The organism is Streptomyces griseoloalbus, from assembly GCA_014650015.1.
GTDB classification, from domain to species: Bacteria; Actinomycetota; Actinomycetes; order Streptomycetales; family Streptomycetaceae; genus Streptomyces; species Streptomyces griseoloalbus.
The window spans coordinates 107,896-134,439 of the sequence record BMUD01000019.1 but is presented as its reverse complement, the minus strand read 5'-3'; the positions used below and the strand labels follow the sequence as shown (position 1 = coordinate 134,439).

At 71.7% G+C, this 26,544-nt stretch carries 25 protein-coding genes; 15 read left to right on the top strand and 10 right to left on the bottom strand.

The window, feature by feature from the left end:
• Positions 1-135 precede the first annotated feature (135 nt).
• From IE178_RS26245 to IE178_RS26220, 6 genes are all read left to right on the top strand, one after another.
• Positions 136-1,392 (top strand): tetratricopeptide repeat protein, encoded by a 1,257-nt coding sequence (locus IE178_RS26245; protein ID WP_193514017.1) that lies wholly within the window; start codon positions 136-138, stop codon positions 1,390-1,392.
• Positions 1,389-3,590 carry a polysaccharide pyruvyl transferase family protein gene (locus tag IE178_RS26240; RefSeq protein WP_193514016.1) on the top strand — a complete coding sequence of 734 codons (2,202 nt, stop codon included), beginning with the start codon at positions 1,389-1,391 and terminating at the stop codon, positions 3,588-3,590. The genes IE178_RS26245 and IE178_RS26240 overlap by 4 nt, the downstream gene beginning before the upstream one ends.
• Positions 3,591-3,634: 44 nt before the next feature.
• Positions 3,635-4,600, top strand: a complete 966-nt coding sequence (locus IE178_RS26235; RefSeq protein WP_184761134.1) for a glycosyltransferase family 2 protein — start codon at positions 3,635-3,637, stop codon at positions 4,598-4,600.
• 3 nt (positions 4,601-4,603) lie between these two features.
• Positions 4,604-5,959: a polysialyltransferase family glycosyltransferase gene (locus IE178_RS26230; RefSeq protein ID WP_193514015.1), complete on the top strand. Its 1,356-nt coding sequence runs from the start codon at positions 4,604-4,606 to the stop codon at positions 5,957-5,959.
• Positions 5,960-6,155: 196 nt separating this feature from the next.
• Complete coding sequence (locus IE178_RS26225; RefSeq protein ID WP_193514014.1) at positions 6,156-7,241, top strand: acyltransferase; 1,086 nt, start codon at positions 6,156-6,158, stop codon at positions 7,239-7,241.
• Positions 7,242-7,409: 168 nt separating this feature from the next.
• A complete protein-coding gene (locus IE178_RS26220; protein WP_193514013.1) occupies positions 7,410-8,336 on the top strand; it encodes a class I SAM-dependent methyltransferase in 927 nt (308 codons plus the stop codon).
• 138 nt (positions 8,337-8,474) lie between these two features.
• Here IE178_RS26220 and leuE read toward each other — a convergent pair whose 3' ends face one another.
• Positions 8,475-9,122 (bottom strand): leucine efflux protein LeuE, encoded by a 648-nt coding sequence (gene leuE / locus IE178_RS26215; RefSeq protein WP_193514012.1) that lies wholly within the window; start codon positions 9,120-9,122, stop codon positions 8,475-8,477.
• 219 nt (positions 9,123-9,341) lie between these two features.
• Complete coding sequence (locus IE178_RS26210) at positions 9,342-10,922, bottom strand: acyl-CoA mutase large subunit family protein (RefSeq protein ID WP_193514011.1); 1,581 nt, start codon at positions 10,920-10,922, stop codon at positions 9,342-9,344.
• A gap of 292 nt (positions 10,923-11,214) precedes the next feature.
• On the opposite strand from IE178_RS26210, the gene IE178_RS26205 reads away from it, so the two are divergent.
• Positions 11,215-12,075: a L,D-transpeptidase family protein gene (locus IE178_RS26205; RefSeq protein ID WP_193514010.1), complete on the top strand. Its 861-nt coding sequence runs from the start codon at positions 11,215-11,217 to the stop codon at positions 12,073-12,075.
• A gap of 200 nt (positions 12,076-12,275) precedes the next feature.
• Here the strand turns inward: IE178_RS26205 and IE178_RS26200 are convergent, their stop codons facing one another.
• The 8 genes from IE178_RS26200 to IE178_RS26165 all read right to left on the bottom strand — a co-directional run bounded on the left by IE178_RS26200 (position 12,276) and on the right by IE178_RS26165 (position 20,122).
• On the bottom strand, positions 12,276-13,379 hold the full coding sequence (locus IE178_RS26200) for a hypothetical protein (RefSeq protein ID WP_193514009.1): 1,104 nt from the start codon (positions 13,377-13,379) through the stop codon (positions 12,276-12,278).
• Positions 13,379-14,053 carry an RNA polymerase sigma factor gene (locus IE178_RS26195; RefSeq protein WP_193514008.1) on the bottom strand — a complete coding sequence of 225 codons (675 nt, stop codon included), beginning with the start codon at positions 14,051-14,053 and terminating at the stop codon, positions 13,379-13,381. The genes IE178_RS26200 and IE178_RS26195 overlap by 1 nt, the downstream gene beginning before the upstream one ends.
• Before the next feature lie 425 nt (positions 14,054-14,478).
• On the bottom strand, positions 14,479-15,534 hold the full coding sequence (locus IE178_RS26190; RefSeq protein WP_193514007.1) for a hypothetical protein: 1,056 nt from the start codon (positions 15,532-15,534) through the stop codon (positions 14,479-14,481).
• A 244-nt stretch (positions 15,535-15,778) separates the two neighbouring features.
• Positions 15,779-16,396, bottom strand: coding sequence for an RNA polymerase sigma factor (locus IE178_RS26185; RefSeq protein WP_193514006.1), 618 nt, complete (start codon positions 16,394-16,396; stop codon positions 15,779-15,781).
• A 288-nt stretch (positions 16,397-16,684) separates the two neighbouring features.
• A complete protein-coding gene (locus IE178_RS26180; protein WP_193514005.1) occupies positions 16,685-17,080 on the bottom strand; it encodes a hypothetical protein in 396 nt (131 codons plus the stop codon).
• Positions 17,081-17,218: 138 nt separating this feature from the next.
• Positions 17,219-17,791: a hypothetical protein gene (locus IE178_RS26175; protein WP_193514004.1), complete on the bottom strand. Its 573-nt coding sequence runs from the start codon at positions 17,789-17,791 to the stop codon at positions 17,219-17,221.
• A gap of 108 nt (positions 17,792-17,899) precedes the next feature.
• Positions 17,900-18,406: a hypothetical protein gene (locus tag IE178_RS26170; RefSeq protein ID WP_184761317.1), complete on the bottom strand. Its 507-nt coding sequence runs from the start codon at positions 18,404-18,406 to the stop codon at positions 17,900-17,902.
• Positions 18,407-18,520: 114 nt separating this feature from the next.
• The gene (locus IE178_RS26165; protein WP_193514025.1) at positions 18,521-20,122 is read right to left on the bottom strand and encodes a beta-N-acetylhexosaminidase; all 1,602 of its coding nucleotides are present in this window, start codon (positions 20,120-20,122) and stop codon (positions 18,521-18,523) included.
• A gap of 290 nt (positions 20,123-20,412) precedes the next feature.
• On the opposite strand from IE178_RS26165, the gene IE178_RS26160 reads away from it, so the two are divergent.
• The 8 genes from IE178_RS26160 to IE178_RS26125 all read left to right on the top strand — a co-directional run bounded on the left by IE178_RS26160 (position 20,413) and on the right by IE178_RS26125 (position 26,423).
• Complete coding sequence (locus IE178_RS26160) at positions 20,413-20,949, top strand: 2-oxo-4-hydroxy-4-carboxy-5-ureidoimidazoline decarboxylase (RefSeq protein ID WP_318280256.1); 537 nt, start codon at positions 20,413-20,415, stop codon at positions 20,947-20,949.
• A 190-nt stretch (positions 20,950-21,139) separates the two neighbouring features.
• Positions 21,140-21,520 carry a succinate dehydrogenase, cytochrome b556 subunit gene (sdhC, locus tag IE178_RS26155; RefSeq protein WP_079163643.1) on the top strand — a complete coding sequence of 127 codons (381 nt, stop codon included), beginning with the start codon at positions 21,140-21,142 and terminating at the stop codon, positions 21,518-21,520.
• Between the two features lie 5 nt (positions 21,521-21,525).
• Positions 21,526-22,008: a succinate dehydrogenase hydrophobic membrane anchor subunit gene (locus IE178_RS26150; protein ID WP_193514002.1), complete on the top strand. Its 483-nt coding sequence runs from the start codon at positions 21,526-21,528 to the stop codon at positions 22,006-22,008.
• A gap of 19 nt (positions 22,009-22,027) precedes the next feature.
• On the top strand, positions 22,028-23,782 hold the full coding sequence (sdhA, locus tag IE178_RS26145) for a succinate dehydrogenase flavoprotein subunit (protein WP_193514001.1): 1,755 nt from the start codon (positions 22,028-22,030) through the stop codon (positions 23,780-23,782).
• Complete coding sequence (locus IE178_RS26140; RefSeq protein WP_145867618.1) at positions 23,782-24,561, top strand: succinate dehydrogenase iron-sulfur subunit; 780 nt, start codon at positions 23,782-23,784, stop codon at positions 24,559-24,561. The genes sdhA and IE178_RS26140 overlap by 1 nt, the downstream gene beginning before the upstream one ends.
• Before the next feature lie 154 nt (positions 24,562-24,715).
• The gene (locus IE178_RS26135) at positions 24,716-25,336 is read left to right on the top strand and encodes a Uma2 family endonuclease (RefSeq protein WP_184761119.1); all 621 of its coding nucleotides are present in this window, start codon (positions 24,716-24,718) and stop codon (positions 25,334-25,336) included.
• Positions 25,337-25,420: 84 nt separating this feature from the next.
• A complete protein-coding gene (locus tag IE178_RS26130; protein WP_193514000.1) occupies positions 25,421-26,203 on the top strand; it encodes a TetR/AcrR family transcriptional regulator in 783 nt (260 codons plus the stop codon).
• Between the two features lie 46 nt (positions 26,204-26,249).
• Complete coding sequence (locus IE178_RS26125; RefSeq protein ID WP_193513999.1) at positions 26,250-26,423, top strand: hypothetical protein; 174 nt, start codon at positions 26,250-26,252, stop codon at positions 26,421-26,423.
• Positions 26,424-26,544 lie beyond the last annotated feature (121 nt).

Here is a 26,544-nt window from a genome sequence, read left to right as displayed (position 1 = left end):
ACGGGCCCACGCGTGGGAGGGCGCACGCACAGCCAGTCGCTGGAAGCCGATTGTTCACCCCTTGTCCACCCGGAAGCCACCGGCGGACCGTCGCGCTGGGGCACATTCGGCCTCCGATCGGAGGACGGTGGAAGCATGGCGAACCCCCTGGCGGGATTGTTCACGGCACGGCAGAAGGAGGCCGCCAGGCGGGAGCTGTACGCCCGGGGCCTGCGCCTGTGCGGTGAGTACCTCGCGTCGCGGGGCGAGCGGCCCACTGTCCGGGACACCCGCCTCACGCAGGCGATCGGCGTCCTCGCCGGCTCCCTCGGCGCCCCGTCGGCCGATCCCTTCGACGCCCTGCTCCAGGTAGGCGTGCGCGCGCTGGAGGCGGGAGGGGACGACGGACTCGCCCTGGCGCTGGGCGTCGCCGAGACGTCGACCGAGATCCGGCAGCGGTCCAGGGGGGCGTGGCGGCTGCGCGGCCGGGCACTGGACGGGCTCGGCCGCGGCGACGAGGCGCTGGAGTGCTACGAGCGCCACCTCACGCTGCTCGGGGACAGCGAGGTGGCCGAGGAGGTCGCCCGCAGGATCGACACGCTGCGGCGCCGCCGGGCGTGCCTGGAGCAGGCCGCCGCGCTCTTCCCCGACTCCGGGGCCGCGCTGCGCGAGCTGATCGGAAAGCCCGCCCCGGTCGCGGCGCCGGAGTTCGCCGCCCACGCACAGGCGCGGGTGGCCGAGCACGGCATGGGCGACCCGGCCGTCCGGCGCCTGCTGGAGCTGTACGGCACCTACCGGCGGCTCGTGGAGCGGTCCGGGATGTCCGACCCGCTGCTCGGCGGGAGCACCCCGGTCGGCGTCGGCGGGCTGCGCGGCCTGGTGGCGGGACGGACGGTGTGCCTGGTGTCGAACGCGCCGGAGGTCGCCGGGAGCGCCCTGGGCGCCGAGATCGACCGCTACGACCTGGTGGTGCGCTGCGACTCCTTCCGTACCGACGCGAGGGGCACCGGCGAACGCACCGGCCTGCACGCCGTCTCGCTGCGGGGCGACGCCCCGTGGGACGGTCCGCGGTGGACGCGGCGGGCCGGCATCCGGCTGGTGTTCGGCGACCCGGCCGGGGCGTGGCGGCGCGCCACCCGACAGCGCCTCGCGCCCGGGGCGCAGGAGCACATCGGTGACGCCTCCCTGCGCCGGCCCCTGAGCGACCCGGCGCTGCTGGGCGAGGACGGGTGGGACCCGGGGACCACCACCGCCTTCACCGTCCTCAGGCTCCTGGATTTCCTGGACGCCTGCCCCCGCCTGGACCTCATCGGCTTCGACAAGCCCGGCCGGCTGCGGCCGAAGGAGGCCGAGTGGGTCATGGACCGCGCGACGCACGTCGACGACAGCAAGATGAGGATCGCCCTGCGATGACCCACTCCTCCGCGGACGACCGGAGCACCGTCACCGGCAGACGCCGGATCGCCTTCGCCGTCCACACCGACACCGACCGCCTGCCCGGCCTGCCCACGCTGCTCCGCAGCCTGGCGCTCACCAACCCGGGCGTGTGCGAGGACTTCGTGGTGCTGCACCCCGGGCTGACGGACTCCTCCTTCGACCCGCTGCGCCGGCTGCACCCGCGCGTGGTCACGCGCCGGGCGGACAGCCGTGGGGACGTCTTCCGGCTGGAGGGCTACGACACCGTCGTCGCCCTCGCTCCGGCCATGGTCGTGCTGGGGGACATCGGTGAGCTGCTGCGGATGCGGCACGGTGTGGGTGCCGTACCGCAGCCGCTCTGCGACGGGGCGGGCCGTGAGCGGCGTGCGGTCCTGCCGGACGGCCTGCTGGTCGTCCAGCGCGCCGACGTGGACGGCGTCGTGCCGGCGGGCCGGGACACGGTGCCCGAGGGGCTCCTGACGCCGCTCGACGCGCGCTTCGACTTCCTCACCCGCCGGCTGTACGACGACACGCCGGTGCCCGCGCAGGTCGCGATCCTGCACTTCACCGGCCCGTTCGACGAACCCGGGTACGGTCCGGCCGCCGAGGCGCGGCGCCGCTTCGAGATGAGCGACGAGGAGTTCCGGGCCGCGTACTGCGCCCTGCCCGGGGACAAGCACCCCGACCTCCTGGCGCACCTCGCGCCGCCCCTGCTCCGGGCGCGTCCCTCGCTCGGCCTCGCCCGTACGGTCGCCGACGTGTACCGCGGGCAGGGCCGTTACGACGAGGCCGTCGACGTCCTCGCCCCGGTCGTCGGCGACCGGCTCGACGCGCCGCGCTGCCAGGAGACGCTCGGCGTCTGTCTGATGGCGCTGTCGCGCTACGACGAGGCCGAGGCTCGGCTGCTGCTGGCGGCGGCGTCACCCGACGTCGCCCCGCGTGCCTTCGCCCAGCTGGCCCGCCTGGCGTGGCTGTGCGGGCGGGAGGCGGACGCGCACGCCTACGCCCGCGAGGGCCTGGAGGCCGACCCGACCGATTCCGGCTGCCACGCCTGGTACGTCCGTACGCGCCCAAAGACGCCGGAGGAGCGGCCGGAGCCGGTCGCCGCCGAGGACCAGCTGGCGCATGTGGCGTTGTTCGCCGAGGGCCAGGAGAACGCGGGCGACAAGGTCCTGCCCGAGGCCGTGCGCCTGTGCTTCGACACCGACACAGGACCGCGCCGCTGGTTTCAGCAGCCGGTGCACCGGCTGGTCGACGAGGCGGCGCTGGAGCAGTTGAACGCGCGGCGCGGGGTGGTCGTGGGCGGCGGCGGGCTCTTCCTGCCGGACACCTCCCCCAACGGGAACAGCCACTGGCAGTGGAACGTCCCGGACGGCGTCCTGGGCCGGCTGACCGCGCCGCTGGCGGTGTTCGCGGTCGGCTACAACGTGTTCGACGGGCAGCTCTACCGCCGCGGCCGGTTCGCCGAGAGCCTGCGGGTCCTCGTCGAACGGTCGGCGTTCTTCGGGCTGCGCAACCACGGCTCGATCGAGCGGGTCCGCGAGCTGCTCCCCGCCGAACTGCGCGACCGGGTGCGCTACCAGCCCTGCCCGACCACGGTGGCGCGGCACCTCGTCCCGGGGTGGCTCGACCCGGTGGAGCGGGACGACACCGTCCTGGTCAACTGCGCGTACGACCGGGCCGGTCTGCGCTTCGGCCACGACTACGGCCATTTCCTCGCCCAGCTGGCCACCGCGCTGAAGGGCCTGCGGGACAGGGCGGACGTCCGGTACGCGGCCCACATGCCCGCCGACGAGAAGTTCGTGCACGACCTGCGCCGGGAGCACGGCGTCGCCCTGCCCGTGGAGCAGCTGTACGACCTGTCGAACGACGGGATCCGCGAGCTGTACCGCCGCTCCCGGCTGGTGATCGGGATGCGCGGGCACGCGGGGATGATCCCCTTCGGCTGCGGCACCCCGATCCTCAGCCTCGTCTCCCACCCGAAGCTCGCCTACTTCCTCTCCGACATCGGACGCGAGGAGTGGGGCCTGTCCGTGCACGACCGGGACCTCGGCCCCCGGCTCGGGGAGCGGGCGGCGGCGCTCCTCGACGACCACGCGGCCGCGGTGGCGGACGTGCACGGCGCGCAGAAGGCCCTGTGGGAGACCACCCGGTCGAACCTCGACGAACTCCGGGAGACCTTCGGCCGGGCATGAGCCATCGCATCACCGCCGCTACGAGCCCCGAAAGAGAGAACCACGTGCCCAAACTGTCCGTCGTCGTCCCGATGCACAATGTGGAGGCCTTCGCCGAGAGCACCCTGCGCAGTCTGGCCGCCAACGCGCACCCGGACTTCGAGTTCCTGCTCGTCGACGACTGCTCCACGGACGCCACGCCCTGGGTGATCGACCGCTGGGCGGAGAAGCTCCCGGGCGCGCGGGTGATCCGGCACGAGACGAACAGGGGGATCGCCCAGGCGCGCAACAGCGGTATCGACGCGGCCGACGGCGAGTTCGTCACGTTCCTCGACGGCGACGACTGGTACGGACCGCGCCACCTCGTCGGCATGGTGCGGGCCATGGAGGAGCTGGGCTGCGACTTCGCCCGTACCGATCACGTCCAGGCCACCGGCACCGAGCGGGTGATCCGGCGGCCCCCGGCCGCCGTGCGCAACGCCGTGATGGATCCGCGTGACGGGATCGCGCCCGCCGACACGGAGACGATGGTCGACTACCCGTTCGTCTGGGCGGGGATCTACCGCCGGCACCTCTTCGCCGACGGCGGCATGCGCTTCGCGACCGAACTCCGCACGGCCGAGGACCGGTTGTGGATCTGGCGGCTGCATCTGAAGGCCGGTACGTACGCGTCCCTGGGGCTGCACGGGGTGTTCTACCGGCGGGGCGTGGCGACCTCGCTCACCCAGATCAAGGACGACCGTCAGCTGGACTTCATCCCGGCGTACGACGCGCTGCTGCGGGACGTGCAGGACGACCCGGAGGCCGACCGTTTCCTCCTCAAGGCCGTACGCACCTACTGCGCCATGATCGCCTTTCACATCGGCAAGGTGAACGAGTACGAGCCCTCGGCGGCCCAGCGGCTGCGGCGTGAGACGCGGGCCGCGCTCCAGCGGATGCCCGAGCAGGCGCTGGAGGAGACCCTCAAGACCATCGACAGCACACGGAGCAGGTTGCTCAGCCGCCTGCGTGACGGGCGGAAGGCTGCCTGATCCATGCCCCACACGACCCAGATCTTCCAGGTCTCGACGCTCTACGGAGCGGCCACCCTCGCCGCGGCGCTGGACGCGGGCCTGTTCGGACCGCGCGCCGGGGCCCGGCGCATCCTGCTGGTCTCCAACAACGCGGCCGTCCCGGAGACCGCGCTGCGCATGGACGAGATGCACGGCTACGGGCCGATAGCCGGCCGGTTCGACTCCGTGGTCAGCTGGAACGAGGCGATCAGCCCGTACCACCCCAGCGCCTGGGGTCCGCGCGGGAACGACACGGTGCTGTGGCAGCGGGCGTTCCGTCTGCTGTGGGACATCGACGAAGAGGACCTGATCGAGCTCGCCGTCGAGTCGATCCAGGCCAATCCGGCCCGCGCGCTATCGGCGATCTTCACCGAGGCCGCCGTCGACGTGTACGCCGACGGTCTGATGAGCTACGGCCCGACCCGGGAGAAGCTGCCGCTGACCATCGCGCGCCGCATCCGGCGGCTGCTCCACCTCGATCTGATCCCGGGCCTGAGGCCGCTGCTGCTGTCCGAGTACGGCGTCGAACCGGTGGTCGTCCCGGACGAGGCGTTCCGCGGTGTGCTCGACGAGATCTCCGTGGAGGCGGCGGACGACGCGAGGCTGGCGCCCGTCCTCGAGGAGGCGCCGACGGCCGTGCTGCTCGGCCAGTACCTGGCGGCGATCAACATCCTGAGCGCGCAGGAGGAGGAGGACCTGCACGTCCGCATGCTCACCGGGGCCGTGCGGGCCGGGCACCGGTCCATCGTCTTCAAGCCGCATCCGACGGCTCCCGCCGGCTACTCGGCCGCGCTGAGCAAGGCGGCGGCGGACGCGGGCGTGCGGCTCACCGTGCTGGACGCTCCCCTGCTGGCCGAGACGCTGTACCACCACTGCCGTCCCGAACTCGTCGTCGGCTGTTTCTCCACGGCGATGGTGACCGCCTCCGCCTACTACGACGTGCCCATCGCCCGGGTCGGGACCGGGCTGGTGATGGGGCGCCTCAGGCCCTACCCGAACAGCAACCGCGTGCCGCTGGCCGTGATCGACCACCTGGTGCCCGACCTGGAGCGCGAGGAGACACCGGCCCTCGTCGGTCCGGCGCCCGAGAGCCTGTCGCCGCTGGTCCGGGCGATCGGCTTCTGCATGCAGCCCAAGACGTACGCGCGGCTGCGGGAGCCGACGGCGCAGTGGCTGCGCGCCCATCTGGCGGGCAGCCCCGGCTACTACTTCCCGGAGCTGCGGCTGGCCGAGCTGGGTCTGCCCGGCAGCCGCCCGCGGTCGCGCGCCAGGATCCGGGTCGGCCGCGCCAAGCGCGTGGTGGGCAGGGCGGTACGGCGCGGCACCCGGAAGGGATGACACGGGCGGTACGGCGCGGGATGCGGAAGGGATGACACGGGCAGGCGGGCGGGGGCCGGCCGGTGGGTGCGGCCGGTGCGAGCGGTGGGTGCGGTCGGCCGCCCCACCCGCCCCGGCCGTCAACCGAGACGCACCGGCCACGGGGGTGCCATCCGCTCGTCAACTCCCGTACACCGGACGGGCTGAGAGTTGCGCGGTGCCGAACGACATCGCCGTACTCCTGCCGCAGCAGCGGGGCAGCGCCCCCTCCGGACAGACCGCCGCGCCGCGGGAACACCGCTTCGACATCGACCTGATGCGGCTGATCTGCTCCGCGACGATCATGCTGGGGCACGTGGGCGCCCAGTTCATCCACTCCACCGGCAACGACCCGGCGAACGGCTCGGGGTCGTACTGGGCGGGACATGTGGCCGAGGCGATCAACCCGTTCGCCGTTCCCCTGTACTTCGCCATCGCGGGCTGGGCCGTACTGGTGGGCGCGCCCCCGCGGGACAGCGCCCGGATGTGGCAGCGGATCGTCCGCAACACCGTGCCGCTCTTCGCGTGGACGGCGGTCTACCTGGTCTGGGCCTGGCTGCGGGACCGCAACGAGCGGCCCATGACCGAGTTGGCGGCCGACTCCCTGTTCGGCTCCGTGCAGCCCGCCTACCACCTGTGGTTCATGTACACCTACATCCCGATCATCGCGCTGCTCGCCTTCGCGATGCTGATCAAGGCGGGCAAGCGGCCCTGGGGGCTGGGGGCGGCCCTGCTGGGCATCGCGGTCCTGCCGAGCGTCATGACCACGGTCACCGAGGTCACGGGTCGCGAACTGCCGTCCGTGGCCTGGGGTTTCACTACCTATTCGCTGGTGTACGCGGTCGGCGGCGCACTGCTGCTCGCCCTCCCGGCCGACACCCTGCGGTGGCGGTGGCCGCTGTACGTGCTGCTGCCGCTCACCATGGCCGGGGCCCTCTGGTACAACACGCAGATCCACTATGTGATGCCCAACGCGCACCTGTTCGTGGCCGCGATGAGCATCTGCGTGCTGCTGCTGATCTCGCGGGTCCGGGTTCCCGAGAAGTGGCGGCCGTCGGTGCGCAAGCTGGCCAACGCCGCGCTCGGCGCGTACATGGTGCATGTGCTGTTCGTCGAGGAGATCGTCCCCCGCTTCGTCTCGCCGGACCTGGGCGGAGCGGTGGCGGGGCTGCTGCTGGTCGGCCTGCTGATCACGGTCATGGCGCTGTCGTTCGCCACCAGTCTGCTGTGGGGGAGGCTGAACCTGCGGCGGCTGCTCGGCTGACCCGGCCGGCGCTCCGGAAGCCGTGCGGGCTCCCTGCGGAGTTCGCCAGTTGTTCGCGCTCCGCTCAACTCCGCATCCTTCGCCCACCGCCGCCTCCCACCTAGCCTGCCCTCAACCCGCGAGCCACACCACTCACCGAGCGTCCGACGGATCGAGGTCTCCGGATCCATGAACACCCGTTCCCTGCTCACCAGTTCGGCATCCCGGCGTCTGCTGCGACCGGTCGCCGACCTCATCGACCAGCGCATCGACCGGCGTCTGCGTGCGGTGGCCGCCGCGGACGCGGCGGGCAGGGAGGCGCTCCGGGAGACCGCCGACGTGGTGAAGCGCCAGCAGCTCACCCTTGACCTGCTGCTCGGCTCCCCCGGTCGTGGTCTGTCCCGGATCGTGAGCCCCGGCCCGCTGAAGCGTCTGCAGTCCGAGGTGGCCGAGCTGGCCGGGGACCGTGACGCAGCCGTCCGCAACGTCGCCACCGCCTACCGGCTGCTGATCGGGCTGGAGTCGCTCGGGGTCGGCCGGATCGCCGGCGGCACCATGAACATCTGCGGCAAGCTCGGCACCGTCCCCCTGCTCGACCCGCCGAACGACGAGATCCTCGAGATCGGCACGCTCTACGGCATGTTCTCCACCGGGCTGATCCGGATGATGCAGCGCGACGGCCGCAGCCCGAACGTGACGATCGTCGACCCGTTCGCCGGTGTGCAGCTCCAGCCCGGCACCCCGCGGCGCTCCGACCCCACGGGCACCCCGGTCGACGAGCACGCCGTCCGCACCAACCTCGCCCTGGCCGGTCCGGCGGGCGTGGCCGCCCGGATCCAGCGGGGCTTCTCCGAGGACCCCGAGACCCGCGCGGCCGTCTCGGACCGCCGCTACGGCGTGATCGTCGTCGACGGCGACCACTCGGCCGAGGGCGTCGCCAAGGACCTTCAGTGGGCGGAGGAGATCGCCGCCCCGGGCGGGATCGTCGTCCTGGACGACTTCGGCGACCCCAAGTGGCCGGGCATCAAGGAGGCGTTGGACAAGCACCTCACGGGCGACACCCGCTTCACCTACCTCGGCAAGGCGGCGCTCTCGGCGTTCCTGCGGGCCTCCTGACCACTCACGGTGCCCCCTGAAGCTGCGGGCGGTGCCGGGGAGCGCTTCCTGACCGGCCGTAGGGCCCTGGACGTGTCCAGGGCCTGTCTGACAATTCCCGCCTGCCTGCGGGCGACGACGCGAATTGTCAGACAGGCTTCAGGCGGCCAGTGACAGTTTGGCCGCGAAGCCCAGGAACAGGGCGCCGGCCGCCGAGGTGGCTCCCGCCGACAGGCTCCTGCGGCGGCGGAAGGCCGCGGCGAGCCGGGTGCCGCCGAAGATCAGCGCGCTGAGGTAGAGCACGCTCGCGATCTGGGCGAGGGTGCCGAGGACGACGAAGGAGAGCGCCGGATAGGCGTAGCCCGGGTCGACGAACTGCACGAAGAAGGCGATGAAGAACAGGATCGCCTTGGGGTTGAGCAGGCTGACGACCAGGGCCCGGCGGAACGGGCGCTCACCGGGCGCGACCGCGGCGGGGGCCTCGCTCGCGTCCTTGTCCCGGCGCGTCCGCCACATCTCCCACGCGGCCCGCAGCATGCCGACGGCCAGCCAGGTCAGATATCCGGCGCCCGCGTACCTCACGATCCCGAACAGCACGGCGTTGGCCTGGAGCAGGGAGGCGACCCCGGCGGCCGAGAGTGTCATCAGCACGGTGTCCCCGCACCAGACGCCGGCGGCGGCCGTGTACCCGGAGCGCACACCGCGACGGGCGGCGACGGAGAGGACGTAGAGGGAGTTGGGGCCGGGCAGCAGGACGATGAGGACCAGGCCTGCCAGGTAGGTGGGGAGGTCGATGACGCCGAACATGGGGGGAGTGTCGCACGGGGGCGCGGCACTCCGCTCCGGTGTTTCAGCCGTCGAGAAGGGTGTCCACCGAGAGCTCGACACACACGCCGACCGACTCCGGTACGACCACGTCCTGACGTGTCACAGTGAGCCTCCCCTGCTCGGGGCCCACTCTCCACGAGAGCAACCGGGGACGGACGGCTTCCGCCCGCGATCACTCATAGGTGGTAACCGAGCAGGTCAGAAGGCATCCGAGGGCACGTACGTCCCCCACACCTCCCGCAGCGCGTTGCACACCTCGCCCACCGTCGCGCGGGCCTTCAGCGCGTCCTTCATCGGGTAGAGGACGTTGTCCTCGCCCTCGGCGGCCTTCTTCAGGGCGGCGAGGGCGGAGTCGACCGCCTGCTGGTCGCGTTCCGCGCGCAGTTTCGCCAGGCGTTCGGCCTGCTGGGCCTCGATGGCGGGGTCGACGCGCAGGGGTTCGTAGGGCTCTTCCGCGTCGAGCTGGAAGCGGTTGACGCCGACCACGACCCGCTCGCCGGAGTCGGTCTCCTGGGCGATGCGGTAGGCGGAGCGCTCGATCTCGTTCTTCTGGAAGCCGTGCTCGATGGCGTTGACCGCGCCGCCGAGGTCCTCGACCTTGCGCATCAGTTCCAGCGCGGCGGCCTCGACGTCGTCGGTCATCTTCTCGATGACGTAGGAGCCGGCGAACGGGTCGACGGTCGCCGTCACGTCGGTCTCGTAGGCGAGGACCTGCTGGGTGCGCAGGGCGAGGCGCGCGCTCTTGTCCGTCGGCAGGGCGATCGCCTCGTCGAAGGAGTTGGTGTGCAGCGACTGCGTGCCGCCCAGCACCGCCGCCAGGCCCTGCACCGCGACCCGCACCAGGTTCACCTCCGGCTGCTGCGCCGTCAGCTGCACCCCGGCCGTCTGCGTGTGGAAACGCAGCATCAGCGACTTGGGGTTCTTCGCGCCGAACTCCTCGCGCATCACCCGCGCCCAGATCCTGCGCGCGGCACGGAACTTGGCGACCTCCTCCAGGATCGTCGTCCGCGCCACGAAGAAGAACGACAGACGCGGGGCGAAGTCGTCCACGTCCATGCCGGCCGCGACCGCCGTACGCACGTACTCGATGCCGTCCGCGAGCGTGAACGCGATCTCCTGCGCCGGGGAGGCGCCGGCCTCGGCCATGTGATAGCCGGAGATCGAGATCGTGTTCCACTTCGGGATCTCGGCCCGGCAGTACTTGAAGATGTCCGCGATCAGCCGCAGCGACGGCTTCGGCGGGAAGATGTACGTGCCCCGCGCGATGTACTCCTTCAGCACGTCGTTCTGGATCGTGCCGGTCAGCCGGTCGGCCGGCACACCCTGCTCCTCGGCCACCAGTTGGTACAGGAGCAGCAGCAGCGCGGCGGGCGCGTTGATCGTCATGGACGTCGAGACCTTGTCCAGCGGGATCCCGCCGAACAGCACCCGCATGTCGTCGACCGAGTCGATCGCCACACCCACCTTGCCGACCTCACCGTGCGCGATCGGCGCGTCGGAGTCGTGACCCATCTGCGTGGGCAGGTCGAACGCCACCGACAGACCCATCGTGCCGTTCGCGATCAACTGCTTGTAGCGGGCGTTGGACTCCGTCGCCGTACCGAAACCGGCGTACTGACGCATCGTCCACGGACGGCCCGTGTACATCGACGGATACACGCCCCGCGTGAAGGGGAACTTCCCCGGCTCGCCCAGCTTCTCGGCCGGGTCCCAGCCCTCCAGGGACTCCGGCCCGTAGACCGGTTCGATGGGCAGTCCGGACTCCGACTCGCGCGCCATGGTGTGATGCCTCCCGCTGAGCAGCGTTGCTCGACTTGACCGCCCGTGACCCGTCACTCACTCGTCAGTACAGGCCGACCCTTCGACGGACTGTAGCGGTGCGCGTGCGGCCCGGTGGAGGGGCGCACGCTGGGACCTTCCTCACAGCCACGATGGGACCCCGCTCACAGCGTCCACCTCGGCCGTTGTCCCGCCTCACTGTCCACCATGCTCCGTTGTTCGACGGCGGTCACGTCCTGGGTACAACTCAGGTGGCGACCGGGCGCGGCCGGTGAGACGACGGGGGGCTGGTGTGCGGAGGACGGGCATCGGGGGGAAGGGCGGCGGCGGTCTCGTGGCCCTCGTCGTCCTGGCGGGTTGTGCGGCCGGCTGCACGGTGCAGCCGGCCGGCACGGACGGGAAGCGCGCCACGCCGGTGCGCGTGGAGGTGCCGAGCCGGACGCCGTCCGCGCCGTCGTCACAGGCTCCCGACGACGGCGGGAGTCCGTCCGGTGCCGGGACTCCGTCGGTGCGACGGGCGCCGCGCGTGCTGTGGTCCCGGGGCGCCTCCGGGCGCGACATACGCGAGCTCCAGGCCCGGCTGCGTCAGGTCGCCTGGATCTTCCACGGGCCCACGGGGACGTACGACGAGCTGACGGAGAAGGCGGTCCGGGGTTTCCAGGGCAAGCGCGGACTGCCGAGGACCGGGGTGACCGACACCGTCACCTGGCAGCGGCTGCTCGCCATGACGCGCGAACCGGGCAGGTGGGAGCTGTATCTGATGGGCGGCCAGCCGGCCGACGCGCCCGACGCGCGCTGCCGGACGGGCCGGGTGCTGTGCATCAGCAAGTCGAGCCGCACCCTGCGCTGGATGATCGACGGGCGGACGGTGTCGACGATGCCGGTCCGCTTCGGTTCCGCGTACACGCCGACCCGCGAGGGTGTCTTCCGGATCTATTGGAAGTCCCGGCATCACGTGTCCACGCTCTACGACTCGCCCATGCCGTACGCCATGTTCTTCAGCGGCGGCCAGGCCGTGCACTTCTCGGCCGACTTCGCCGCGCGGGGATACGCCGGTGCCTCGCACGGTTGCGTCAACGTGGGGGACGAGGGTGCCGTCGCGCGGCTGTACGGGCAGGTGCGCGACGGCGACAAGGTCGTCGTGCACTGGTGAGATGGGGCGCGGGCGGGACCGGGGGAACGTGTCCCGCCCGCGCCGATGTGCACGAGCCGCGGGTACGGGGGGAACCCCGGCTCCGTGCGACGGCCGATGACCAGTCGGCTCACTCATTACTGCGCCACGAGGGCCGAAAGTGTCACACCCGTCGGCGAAGAAATTTCAGCGGTCAACAAAACCGCTGGTCAGGGATGGTTTCACTGGTTCCCTTGGTTCTTCTGGTTGCCCTGGTTCCCTTGGTTCTTCTGGTTCCCCTGGTTGCCCTGGTTGCCTTGGTTCCCCTGGTTGCCCTGGTTCTGGCTGGCGCCTTTGTTGTTGCCGCCGTTCCCGTTGCCCTGGCCGTTCCCGTTGCCCTGGCCGTTGCCGTTCCCGTTGCCGTTCCCGTTGGTCTGACCCTGGCCGTTGCTCTGGCCGCTGCCCGGGGCGGCTTCCTCGTCGGCGCTCCCCCCGACCGTGGAACCGGTGTCGGCCGCGCCGTCCGCGCCGTCCGTGGACAGCACGCCGGCGCAGTAGGCGCCGACGCGGGAGGGGCCGCCCGCCGCCTCCTCGACCAGGCGCTTGCGTTCGCCGTTCAGTGCTTCGCCGTCGCGCCACGCGCGGCAGGCCGCGACGATCTGCTTCCCGCCGTGTCCGGAACCGGCCCCGGTGTCCCCCGGCTCCGATCCGGGCTTCCCCGGCGGACTCGCCCCGTCGGCACCCTCGCCCAGGGCGCCCGCCCCGTCCCGCGCCGTACCGCCGGCACCGTCCGGGTGCCGGCCCCCGGGTGTGGCCGCGCCCGTGGTGACCTCCCCGGGCGACGGCAGCGGACGTTCGGCATGCGTACCGGTGGCGGAGGCGGCCGGGCCGGACGGGGAGCCGTCGGACGGCGTCGGCAGGACCCCGGTTCCGGCCAGGACCGCGGCGCCGCCGACCAGGCCGGCGACCAGCGCGGCGGCCAGTCCGAGGCGCAGGAGGCCCGCCCTGCGGGGCCCGGCCGCGGTTCCGGAACGATCACCGCGCGGGGTGCCGATACGGATCGGGCCGAGGTCGGAGGGCTGCGTTCCGGCGCGGTGGCCGTCTCCCGCGGCGAACGCGGTGCGTCCTTCCCGCTCTTCACGCAGCTTGCGGAAGGCGGCCAGCGCGGCCGCCTCCCCGGGGAGTTCCTCGCCGGTCCCAGGGGGTGGGGCGGAGAGCGCGCGCAGTGTTCCGGCAAGCCGTTCGGCCTGGTCACGGTCGACGGGATCGGCAGCTTCGGGGGGCTCTCCGCTCAGCAAACGCTCCGCTGTTTCGCGGTCCAGCCACCTGTACTGCTCGTCGGCCATCACATGTCCTTCTGCGTCCGCGCTCGCATCTGCGTCACACTCGCGGACGTCACCGTACGACGGCGTGGTTCTCTCTGGGGCGGAAGCGCGTCGAGCACACCGGCGGATTCCGCGTGGGCTTCCGGATCGTCACCGAGCAACTCGGCCAGCCGCTTCAGACCCCGGTGCGCGGCCGTCCGCACGGCGCCCGGACGCTTGCCCAGCGTCTCGGCGGCCGTCTTCGCGTCGAGGCCCACCACCACGCGCAGGACGACGGCCTCCGCCTGGTCCTGCGGCAGCCGGGCTATGAGGGAGAACGCCCTGTCGGTGGCCAGCGCCTCGATGGCCTCGCCGGCCGTGTCGGACTCGGCGGCCCGGCCGGTGAGCTCGGTCTCGTCGCCGCCGATCGCGGGGCGGCGCCCGCGCATGCGGACGTGGTCCAGCGCACGGTTGCGGGCGATGCGGGCGGCCCAGCCGCGGAAGCGGTCCGCGTCGCCGGTGAACCGCTCCAGGTCACGGGCGATCTGCAGCCAGGCCTCGGACGTCACGTCCTCGGCGTCGGGCTCGCCGACCAGTGTCCTCACATATCCCAGCAGCCGCGGGTGCACGGCGCGGTACACAGTCCGGAACGCGGTCTCGTCCCCGTCCTGTGCCGCACGCACCGCAGCGGTCAGCTCCGCGTCGTCCCCCAGCACCGCGCGCGCCCTTCTGCGCCTCAGCCGGCGCCGCTCTCGCGGACCGGGTTGCTCGCCGTCGTGGTTGCTCAATTGGTGGTTGCGGTCTCTAGGCCGCTGGTGACTTGTGGTTTTTTGTCCCCGGCGACCTGGCGCGAAAGGCACGTTACGACCTGAAACCACTCCCCGTCCATGTCCGTCCAAGATGCAACTGACCCGTGACACAGGATGGTGTGACAGAAAACGCACGCAGGGCGCTGTAGGAAGTACGGGCCGCCGCGCGGTCCGTGCCGCGCGACGGCCGGGGCCTCTCCTGTGGGGGGTGGCGGCTCCGGCCGTCGCCGCGGCGGCAGCGCCGCGGGCGCGCCCACGAACGCGGGATTCCCGACCATCCTTGATCACCGGTATCACACGTATCCGCATGTCACGGTGACCGCAGAGGCACGTTACGGGTTCCTGGCGCCCGGTTCGACGGACTTCCCCTCGGGGTCGGCCGTGGCGCCGCCCTCGCCGTCGCCGGCACCACTGTCCGCGCTGTCCGAGCTGTCCGAGCCGTTGTCCGCGCCGCGGGCAGCGTTGTCCGAGCCGTTGCCGGCGTTGCCCGAGGCGTTGTCGCTCGCGTTCCCGGAGGCGTTGTCGCTCGCGTTGCCGGAGGCGTTCTCGGAGGCGTTCCCGGAGGCGTTGTCGCTCGCGTTCCCGGAGGCGTTGTCGCTCGCGTTGCCGGAGGCGTTCTCGGAGGCGTTCCCGGAGGCGTTGTCGCTCGCGTTGCCCGAGGAGCCGTTTCCGGCCCGGCCGGACGCACCGTTGTTCCCCGCCCCGGGCGCCCGGGTGTCCTCGGGCCGAGCCTCCGCCGAGGCTCGTCGCAGTTGCTCGGCGCAGTAGGCGTCGACGTCCGCCGCGCCGCCCGCCGCTTCAGTGAGCCGCTTCCAGGCCGTGGCCTCCAGCGCCCGACCGCGCCCCTCCGCCTTCTCGTAGGCACGGCAGTGGGCCTCGGTGTCCCCGGCGGTGCCGGGGCGGTCCGGCCGACCGGAGCCGGAGCCCGGGCCGGCGGGTTCCGTCAGGGAGGGAGCGGTGGTGCGGGACGGGACTCCGGTGGGCCTGCCCTCGTCCGCCGGGCCGTCCGAGGACGAGCCCGCCACTCCTATACCGGCGACGGCGACCCCGCTCAGGGTGAGGCCGGCGAACACCATGGAGAGCGTGGCTCTCAGCGAGTGGCTGCCGAGCCGCCGCCGACGGGCCCGCCAGTCGTCCCGGCGCCGGGTGCGTGCCCGCAGCGCGCCCGTCTCCCGGGCGGCCAGGAAGGCGGCGACGGCCCGCTGCTCCGCACCGGCGTCCACGCCGTCGCGGATCAGCGCGGCGGCGAGCAGCTTCTCCAGATCGGCGGCGGTGACGACGCGGTGCCCGCCGAGAACGGGACCAGGGCCGCCCTGCAAGGGCGGCGTGCCCTCAGGGTGCACACGCCGACGGCCGGCCGGCCCGCCGTCGCTCTGCCGTTCACCCATGTCCGTTCCCGTCCCTGCTCGATCCTGATCGATCCATCGACACACGCGGCCCACCCGGCCCGCCGTGCCCGTGGTCCCTCCGTGGGGGTGGTACCGCCCGGACCGACGGATACGCTCGGATACGTTCCGCATGTCCGGCCCGTTCAGCCACCGGCCCCAAGCGGCCGCCGTGGGCCGCCGGGTCCGGCCGGCCCGCTACGGACGTCGCCGCGCGGCCCGCCGGGTACCCCGTCCCGGCCTACGTTCATTTCGACTCACCCAGCGTCTGCGACGCCTCATCCGTCACACTCTCGGCGCCGAGCTGTTTGGCCAGGCGCTTCAGACCCCGGTACGCGGCCGTCCGTACCGCGCCCGGCCGCTTGCCGAGGACGCGGGCGGCGGCGGGGCCGTCGAGACCGACGACCACGCGCAGCAGCACGGCCTCGGCCTGGTCGCGCGGGAGCCCGCCGACCAGTTCCAGGGCGTACTCGGTGGATATGGCCTCCATGGCCTGGTCGTAGGTGTTCTGCGGCCCGGGCAGGTCCAGTACGTCCTGTTCCAGCATCGACGGCCGGGGCCGTACCCGCTGCCGGCGCAGATGGTCCAGCGCCCGGTGCCGGGCTATGGTCGCCGTCCACCCCCGGAACCCGGCTCCGTCGCCCTTGAACCTGCCCAGGTCACGGGCGATCTCCAGCCAGGCGTCCGACATCACGTCCTCGGCGTCGTCCCCGACCAGCCCGCGCACATAGGCGAGCAGTCCGGGCTGCACGAGCCGGTAGGCCACGGCGAAGGCGGCCTCGTCCCCACTCTGGGCCAGCGCGACGGCCGCACCCAGTTCCCCGTCGTACGCCTGTGCGCGGCGGGATTCCCCTCCGTGGCCCAAGAACTGTCCTCGTCCGTACCGAGCGCGTAGCGCATGGCTCTCGCTTGTGTGAGCACGAAAGCGCCCACACCCCCACGGTCATCAGCGTCCGGCGCCACGAAAATGTCACAGCACCTCACTGGCCTCGTGGGGCACACGGGAGAGCGGGGCGGGGGCCGCCCCCGACCGCCCCTCACGGCGACTCCCGCGTACGGCCTCTCGGCGTACGTCCGTGAAGGCCGTCACGCCGCACCACCGGCCGCCTCCTGTCACGCGGCGGGCGGCAGCGCTGTCACGACGGCGCCACCGTCAGGTCCGGGACGCACCGTCCGACGCGTCCCGGCACAGCAGCCGCAGGGACCCGTCGCCCGTGTAGCAGCGCCGCGCCTCGTCGATGGGGTCCCAGAGGCGGCCGTCGGGGGTGCGTATCCAGTGGTCGCCGCCGGAGGACCACCATTCGCCGCCGGTCTGACGGGCGATCACCTCACCGGCGTAGGAACCGAATCCGCGCAGCACCAGCTCCACGGCTTCGTAGGGGGCCGCTTCCTGGCGTATGTCCTCGATCATCCGGTCGATGCTCCACAGACTGCGCGCCGAGTAGTCGAGGCGCAGCCGTGCCCCCTCGCGCATCGCCGCCACCGCATCCGCCGCCCAGCGGACCGGCTTCGCCGCGGCCGAGGGCCTGGTCTCCTGCTGTGTCGTCACAGTCGTCACGGTCGTCACACTCTGAAGAGCGCTCCGGTGAAGCGTTTCGTCACCCGGGATCCGGGGGGACGTCCGCAACCGGTGCAGGACCACCGCAGGACCGTCACAAGTCCTGCCCGTAAGGGGAGTTGGCGGGCGTCAGCCGCCCCTGCGGCTACGGCGGGACACGGCGGCACGGAGCACCCGCCGCCCTTCCGTCGACACCTCCAGCGCTCCGCGCAGGCCCGCCGGGCCGTGGGCGGACAGCAGTTCCAGGACCGTGATCTGGCGACGCAGTTCGGCGGCGAGCAGCGGCGAGACGCCCTCCGTACGGCCCCCACGGCGGGCGTCGTCCAGGTCCGTCCCGTCGTCGTCGGCGGCGGCAGCGGTGCCGTCCAGCAGCCGGTGGATCCGCAGCGCGGCGAGGGAGCAGGCGTCGGCCCACTCCCGCAGACCGGCGGCGGACCGCCGAGCGGGGGCTGCGGCCAGCATCCGGTGCGCGAGCGCCACGGCCTCGTCCTCGGCGCCGGCCGCCGCGTCGAGCTCGCCGCGCGTCCGCTCCAGTCGCTGCGCCCAGTCAGCGGCGGCGGCGTCCTCCGCGAGGCCGGCCCACAGTGGCCGCAGCACCTCGTCGTCACCGCCGAGCAACGGCACGCACCGATCCAAACAAGCCAACCCGCTCACGGCAAGCCCGCGCTCGTCGGCCTGTGCGATCAGTTCCACCAGGCTCATCCACGCCTCCCTCTGCGGGTCGTCGCAGGCCCCCGATGAAGCCCTTCACGGCCCTCAACCCCTACGGAGCCCGCACCTCCCCTTACTGCGTGCGACGGCCCGGGAGTGTCACTCGGGCACCACACCGAGCCGGTCGAGGAGGCGGAAGAGGAGGTTTTCGGCCAGCGGGTCGGGGTCGGCGGTCAACACGTCCAGCAGGTCCTCGGCGGACACCGTGTGCCCGGCCTCCTCGGCCCAGAAGACGGCACGTTCGGCGGCGTCGGCGGGTTCCAGGAAGTAGTCCTCGACGGTGAGTCCCTCCTCCTGCCCGTCGAGGTACCCGGCCATCGCGGCCCGCGCCAGACAGGTCGTCCACGCCCCGCTCCGCGGTGACGCCGCCTCCACCACCACGCAGTCGCTGTCCATGACGTATCCGAACAGCGCGGGCGCGCCGGTCTCCCGGGCCAGGTCGTTCATGTTCCCGATGTCGCCCCCGCCGCCCGGGTACTCCCAGACCTGCCATCCGTCCGGCGCCGAGGTGCGCAGGGTCATGCCCCCGGCGGCACCGGCCAGCGCGTCCAGCTCGGCGAGCGGCCGGTCCCCACGGCCCACGACGAAATACCCCCAGTAGCCCATGTGCTGGTGTCCCCCCGGTGCATCGGTTCGGCTCACCGAAAAGACCACCACAGTCGCACGGGGGTTCGCAGGCGTATGCGGCACATCCGTCCGGTACGGGGAGCGCGACGCCGGTCAGCCCAGTTTCTCCGCCAGGGCCCGGAACTCGGTCCAGGACAGTTCGGGTTGGCCCGGGTCCCACAGCTTCTGGACGGTCGCCCGCAGCGGCATCCGGATCCCGGCCGCGACCTGGTCCTGGGTCTGGGCGCGGGGGAGGTCGCCCCAGACGGCGAAGGACCCGCCGAGGATCTGGTCGTCGTAGCGGTCCGGGACGGCGGTGGTGCCACGCAGCACCAGCGGCGTCCACTGCTCGTAGATCCGCTCGCCCGTCGGATAGACGAAGGTCAGGGGCTCCCCCAGCACGTAGTAGAGGAACTCGTCGTTGTAGTTGATGACCTCGCGGCCCTCGCTCAGGTACTCCGCGGGCTGCCGGGCGCCGATCTCCTTGCCGGTCCAGTACGCGACCTGGATGTCCTTGCCGGCCCGCACCGATCCGCCCCGGAAAAAGCCGTCGTTCCAGGCGCGGGGCGTGCGGTCGTGGGCGCGGACGGTGGCGGCCCGGTCGTTGAGCCAGCCCGTGGTCAGGTCCTCGACGGTCGCGCCGGAGCCGTACTTCTCCCGCGCGGCGGCGGCCAGGCCGGGGAACGACGCCTCGGGGTCGGACACCACCAGCGCCTGGTACTCGTCGCCGCCGAGGTGCCACTGCCCGCCGGGGAAGAGTCCGGCGTACTCGTTCAGCAGGTCGTCGACGATCTCGGCGGACTCGGCCTGGGAGATGTCGATCGCGCCGCGCACCGCGCCGCCGCCCGCGTTGCGCAGCTGCAGGTCCGGGTGGGCGGCGATGACCGCGCCGAGGTGTCCGGGCGAGTCGATCTCGGGGACGACGGTGATGTGCCGGCTCGCCGCCAGGTCGACGATCTTCTTCACCTGCGCCTTGGTCAGGTGGTCCTCCGACACGATCTCCGGGTGCGACTCCGACTCGATGCGGAAGCCCTGGTCGTCGGAGAAGTGCAGGCCGATCTCGTTGAACTTCAGATCCCCGAGCTCGCGGATCCGGTCCTCGATCCAGTCGGCGGTGTAGGGCTTGCGCGCCATGTCCAGCATCAGCCCGCGCCGCTGCTTGGCCGGCTCGTCGCGCACCACGCCCTCGGGGGCGGCTCCGGCACCGCGTATCTCCTGCTTGAGCGTGCGGGTGCCGTAGAACACGCCCGCCTCGCCGGGAGCGCCGACCGTCACCGTCCCGCCCCGCACGGTCATCGTGTACGACTCGGGGTTCGCGCCCGCGTCGCGGTTCAGCTCCAGCCGCAGGTCCCCGTCACGCCGGTCGTCCTTCTCCCCCGCGTAGGTGAGCTTCAGCTCGCCGGCGATCAGGCGTCCCTCGTCGGCCAGCGCCGGATCGTCCACGACCACCCGGTGCGCCCGTTCGGGGCGCCACCCCGGGCCGCGCCCGGCCGTGTGCTCGCGGACGGCGGGAATGGTGCGCGGTGCCTGCGACAGGGGGTAGGAGCGGGTGGGGCTCGGACTCGGCCCCTCGCCCGGGGCCGTACCGGCGGGGCGTTCCGCGGCGGACGCCGCCGTCGACCCCGCGAAGGCGTCGTCGCCGTCCGAGGCCGCCCAGAGTCCGAGGCTCACGCCGGACGCGGCCACCAGCGCTCCCGCGGCGACGGACACGATCAACACCCGCCGCTGCCTCACCGTCCGCGGCGCCGCGCGCCGCCTGTGCTGCCTGTGCTGCCTGTGCTGACTCACTCCGCCAACGTACGACCCATTCGAGTGAGGGGCGTCGTCGAACCGCTCTCAAACTCTGCCGTTCGGGTGAATTCTGGGTACCGATCGGACACGTCTCGGACTTACTCGATAACGTGACGTCAGAACTCTCACAGCATCTTCCACCGACACACACGCGACGCCCACGAGGACACACGCTGCCTGCGCACCGTCTACCAGACCTCCCCGGCCGAGTCGCCATACCCGGGCAGACCCGCGGCGTGCCCGGCACCCCGTCCCCGCTGGAGCGGTTCAACACCGCTCCCGCGCAGGACGCCGAGCGCGCCCTTCTGGCCTGCCTGCACAGCCTGCGCTGGGCCCTGCGCATGGCCGGCCACCGCCCCTATCCCGATCTGGCGTCCCTGCTGGCCGCCTCGGACGAGGCGGCGTACGACCTGTCCCCCGAGGAACTCGCCGAGGCCCTGGCCGCGGAGGCCCTGCCCGCCCTCCCCGAGGGCACCTACTCCGCCGCCCACACGGCCCTGAACGCGGCTCACGCGGCCTACGAGACCAAGTTCGGCCACGCCTTCGTCATCTGCCTCGACGGCGTGCCCCCCGAGGAGACCCTGGACCGCATCCTCGAGGACATCCGGTCACGATTGGCGAACGATCCGGACGAGGAGCGCGTGGTGGCGGCCGAGGAACTGCGCCGTTTGGCCAGGGAACGGCTGACGCACATGCTCAGGGGCGCGGGGAGCCGCGCGACGAGCCACGACGGCGCCGCACCCGGAACGTAGCGGGACACACCACCGCGGGTGCCGCCGCTCTAGCCCGTAAGCGTGCCAGTTCGATCACATCAACGACCCCCGATGAGCGCGGCGCCGACGCATCGCTACGATGCTGGGGGCCGGTGGACCGTACCCGGCCGGGCCCGACCGACAAGGAAAGCCGGCGCGGCCCCGAACCCCGCTTCCGGAGGAAACTTCCGTGCCGGCTGGAACGCTGTACCGCGGCCGGGAAGGAATGTGGTCCTGGGTGGCTCACCGAGTCACCGGCGTCCTCATCTTCTTCTTCCTGTTCGTTCACGTGCTGGACACCGCCCTCGTGCGCGTGTCCCCCGAGGCCTACGACACCGTCGTGGCCACGTACAAGACGCCGATCGTCGCGCTGCTGGAGTACGGCCTCGTCGCCGCCATCCTCTTCCACGCGCTCAACGGCCTGCGCGTCATCGCCGTCGACTTCTGGGTCAAGGGCGCCCGGTACCAGAAGCAGATGCTCTGGACCGTCGTCGCCCTGTGGGTCGTGCTGATGATCGGGGCGATCTACCCCGTTCTCGGCCACGCCGCTCGTGAACTGTTCGGGAGCTGACGCCAATGTCCACGACTGAAACCCCCGCCTCGGGCATCGGCCCCGTCGAGGGCGACTCGCTCTACTCCGTCGACAACCCGGCGCCGGTCATCGAGCCCCCGCGCAAGCGCACCAAGAAGACCCCGAAGAGCACCCGGGGCAACTTCGAGCTGGCCGCCTGGCTGTTCATGCGCCTGTCCGGTGTCGTCCTGGTCGTCCTGGTCATCGGCCACCTGCTGATCCAGCTCGTCCTCGACGGCGGCGTCTCCAAGATCGGCTTCGCCTTCGTGGCGGGCCGCTGGGCCTCGCCGTTCTGGCAGGTCTGGGACCTGCTGATGCTGTGGCTGGCGATGCTGCACGGCGCCAACGGCCTGCGCACGGTCATCAACGACTACGCGGAGCGGCCGAACACCCGGCTGTGGCTCAAGGGCCTGCTCTACACCGCCACGGTGTTCACCATCCTGCTGGGCACGCTGGTGATCTTCACCTTCGACCCGAACATCCGCTAGGCACGGGGCTGCGAGAATCATGAAGATCCACAAGTACGACACCGTCATCGTCGGCGCCGGCGGCGCGGGCATGCGCGCGGCCATCGAGTCGACGAAGCGCAGCCGCACCGCCGTCCTGACCAAGCTCTACCCCACCCGCTCCCACACGGGCGCCGCGCAGGGCGGCATGGCCGCCGCGCTGGCCAACGTGGAGGAGGACAACTGGGAGTGGCACACCTTCGACACGGTCAAGGGCGGTGACTACCTGGTCGACCAGGACGCCGCCGAGATCCTGGCGAAGGAGGCCATCGACTCGGTCCTCGACCTGGAGAAGATGGGCCTGCCGTTCAACCGGACCCCGAACGGCACCATCGACCAGCGCCGCTTCGGCGGTCACAGCCGCAACCACGGCGAGGCCCCGGTCCGCCGGTCCTGCTACGCGGCCGACCGCACCGGCCACATGATCCTCCAGACGCTGTACCAGAACTGCGTCAAGGAGGGCGTGGAGTTCTTCAACGAGTTCTACGTCCTGGACCAGCTGATCACCGAGGTCGACGGCGTCAAGAAGTCGGCCGGTGTGGTGGCGTACGAGCTGGCCACCGGCGAGATCCACGTCTTCCAGGCCAAGGCCGTGATCTACGCGTCCGGCGGCACCGGCAAGTTCTTCAAGGTGACGTCCAACGCGCACACGCTGACCGGTGACGGCCAGGCGGCCGTGTACCGGCGCGGGCTGCCGCTGGAGGACATGGAGTTCTTCCAGTTCCACCCGACCGGCATCTGGCGCATGGGCATCCTGCTCACCGAGGGTGCCCGCGGTGAGGGCGGCATCCTGCGCAACAAGGACGGCGAGCGCTTCATGGAGAAGTACGCGCCGGTCATGAAGGACCTCGCCTCGCGTGACGTCGTCTCGCGCTCCATCTACACGGAGATCCGCGAGGGCCGCGGCTGCGGTCCCGAGGGCGACCACGTCTACCTGGACCTCACGCACCTCCCGCCGGAGCAGCTGGACGCCAAGCTCCCGGACATCACGGAGTTCGCGCGCACCTACCTCGGCATCGAGCCGTACACGGACCCGATCCCGATCCAGCCGACCGCGCACTACGCCATGGGCGGCATCCCGACCAACGTCGAGGGTGAGGTCCTGGCGGACAACACCACCGTCGTCCCGGGCCTGTACGCGGCCGGCGAGGTCGCCTGCGTCTCCGTGCACGGCGCCAACCGCCTGGGCACCAACTCGCTGCTGGACATCAACGTGTTCGGCAAGCGGGCCGGTATCGCGGCGGCGGAGTACTCCCAGAAGGCCGACTTCGTCGAGCTGCCGGAGAACCCGGAGTCCCTGGTCGTCGAGCAGATCGAGCGGCTGCGGTCCTCCACCGGCACCGAGCGGGTGGCCACCATCCGCCGTGAGCTGCAGGAGACCATGGACGCCAACGTCATGGTGTTCCGCACCGAGCAGACGATCAAGACGGCGGTCGAGAAGATCGCCGAGCTGCGCGAGCGCTACCGGAACGTCGCCATCCAGGACAAGGGCAAGCGGTTCAACACCGACCTCCTCGAGGCCATCGAGCTGGGCAACCTGCTCGACCTGGCCGAGGTCATGGCCGTCTCCGCGCTGGCCCGCAAGGAGTCCCGCGGCGGTCACTACCGCGAGGACTACCCGAACCGCGACGACGTCAACTTCATGCGCCACACGATGGCGTACCGCGAGGTCGGCGCCGACGGCTCCGAGACCGTCCGTCTGGACTACAAGCCGGTCGTCCAGACCCGCTACCAGCCGATGGAGCGTAAGTACTGATGGCTACCCCTGTTCTGGACAAGGCGGACGCGGCCGGTTCCCCCGAGCCCGGTTTCGCCGACTCCCCCTACATCACCGTCACGATGCGGATCCGCCGGTTCAACCCGGAGATCTCGGCCGAGGCGACCTGGGAAGACTTCCAGCTGGAGATCGACCCGAAGGAGCGTGTCCTCGACGCGCTGCACAAGATCAAGTGGGATCTGGACGGCACGCTGACGTTCCGCCGTTCCTGCGCCCACGGCATCTGCGGCTCCGACGCCATGCGGATCAACGGCAAGAACCGCCTGGCCTGCAAGACGCTGATCAAGGACATCAACCCCGAGAAGCCGATCACGGTCGAGGCCATCAAGGGCCTGACGGTCCTGAAGGACCTGGTCGTGGACATGGAGCCGTTCTTCCAGGCGTACCGGGACGTGATGCCCTTCCTGATCACGAAGGACACCAACGAGCCGACGCGTGAGCGCCTCCAGAGCGCCGAGGACCGCGAGCGCTTCGACGACACGACCAAGTGCATCCTGTGCGCCGCCTGCACCACGTCGTGCCCGGTGTTCTGGAACGACGGGCAGTACTTCGGCCCGGCCGCCATCGTCAACGCGCACCGCTTCATCTTCGACTCGCGTGACGAGGCCGGCGAGCAGCGCCTGGAGATCCTGAACGACAAGGACGGCGTGTGGCGCTGCCGCACGACCTTCAACTGCACGGACGCCTGCCCGCGCGGCATCGAGGTCACCAAGGCGATCGCGGAGGTGAAGCGGGCGCTGATCACGCGCCGCTTCTGAGGTCGTCTTCGCACCTGTCCGAGGGCCCCGTTTCCGCTGGAGACGGGGCCCTCTGGCATATGCCACACCTTGGGGTGAACGCGGCCGAGACGGACGTACGGGCCCCGTCCGCCCTACGATGATGGTCTCGACACCAGCCCCTAGGAGGCACGCGATGTCCGCAGCATCCGTCGAGCGGCCCCACGAGGAGCGTCCGCTGATCGCGGAGGCGAACCGTCTCATGGACCGCAATCCGGGCTACCGCGTCGAGATCATCGGAGGCCAGCTCCTCGTGACCCCGCCACCGGACGGCCCGCACGCCGACGCCCTCACCAGTCTGAGCGTTCCCTTCCTGACGGCAGGGCTGCACGGCTCGGAGACACGAGTACTACAGGGAGTGGGACTGTGGCTGCCGGCGAGCGCCGAGGACTACGCCATCCCCGACCTGGCTGTGGTGGACGCGGACTACCGCGACAGATACGTCGAGAACAACAGCTATGAGCCGCTCTGCTTCCGTCTGGTTCTCGAAGTGACGTCCAGCAACTGGAAGACCGACCTGAAGACGAAGGTAGCTGCCTACGCCGAGGCGAAGGTCCCCGTCTACGTCATCGTCGACCGCAAGCACCAGCGCCTCCACGTCCTGACCGACCCGGTCGAGTCCGAGTACGCCACCCACCGCTTCCACTCCCCCGGCCAGCTGGTCACCCTCCCCGACTCCATCGGTGCCAAGGTCACCCTCGACGTGACCGAGATCCTCCAGGCGGGTCGGGCGAAGAAGAACCCCGATCAGGGCTGACCGCGGTGGCGTCGCAGGGGGCGGCGCCGCAGGCTCCTGCACCGCTCCGTAGGGCACCCGTCCCTGGCGTTAGGCTCTCTTCCCGTGCCCGCGAAGAACGACGGCCCCGATGACGGCGCCGCACCCAGCAAGTCCGAGCAGACCCGCGCCCTGATCCTTCAGACGGCGATGCGGCTGTTCCAGGAGCGCGGGTACGACAGGACGACCATGCGGGCCATCGCCAAGGAGGCCGGTGTCTCCGTCGGCAACGCGTACTACTACTTCGCGGGCAAGGAGCACCTGATCCAGGGCTTCTACGACCGGATCGCCGCCGAGCACCAGGTGGCGGTCCGGGAGGTTCTGGACCGGGAGACCGACCTGGAGGCCCGGCTCGCGGGTGTGCTGAAGGCGTGGCTGGACATCGCCACCCCGTACCACGAGTTCGCGGTGCAGTTCTTCAAGAACGCCGCCGATCCGGACAGCCCGCTCAGCCCTTTCTCGCCCGAGTCGGAGCACGCGCGGGTGGAGGCGATCAGCGTGCACCGGGCGGTGCTGGCCGGCGCGAGGACCAAGGTGCCGGAGGAACTGCGCGACGTCCTGCCCGAGTTGATGTGGCTGTCGCAGATGGGGCTGTGCCTGTACTGGATCTTCGACCGCACCGAGGGCCGCGAGCGCAGCTACCGGCTCGCCGAGCGGGGTGCCCGGCTCACCGCGCGGGGGGTCTCCCTGGCCCGATTCCGGGTCCTGCGGCCCCTGGTGCGCGAGGTGCACGAACTGTTCACGGAGTTCCTGCCCGGGATGACGAAGATGCTTCCGGATCCTTCTTCGCCGCGCACACCTCCGTCAGGGGAGCCGACCCCCCGGCGGGACGACCGCACGGCCCCGTGACCCGCAGGCGGGACCCCTCGCCCCGACCGCCTCCAGCAGGCCCTGCGTGCCGACCGTACGGCCCCCGGCGTCCAGCACCGTGGCGCCACGAGAGGGCCGCCGGTCCGTCTCGGAGACCACGCCGACGCACTGCTCGTCGACCGTCCGCACCGGGGCCGGGTTTCAGACCACCGAGCCGGTCGCGGTGATGACGGCCGCCCTGCTGCTGTTCGGCTGCTGAGCGGCCGGCGCCCCGGCGGCGACGCAGTCGTGCCGCTGGGGCGAGGAGTCCCCCACTCGGGCGAAGCCGAGAGGGGGGAGGGCGGGCGCGGCGGCACCCCGCGCACGCCGGGCTGCGCGTC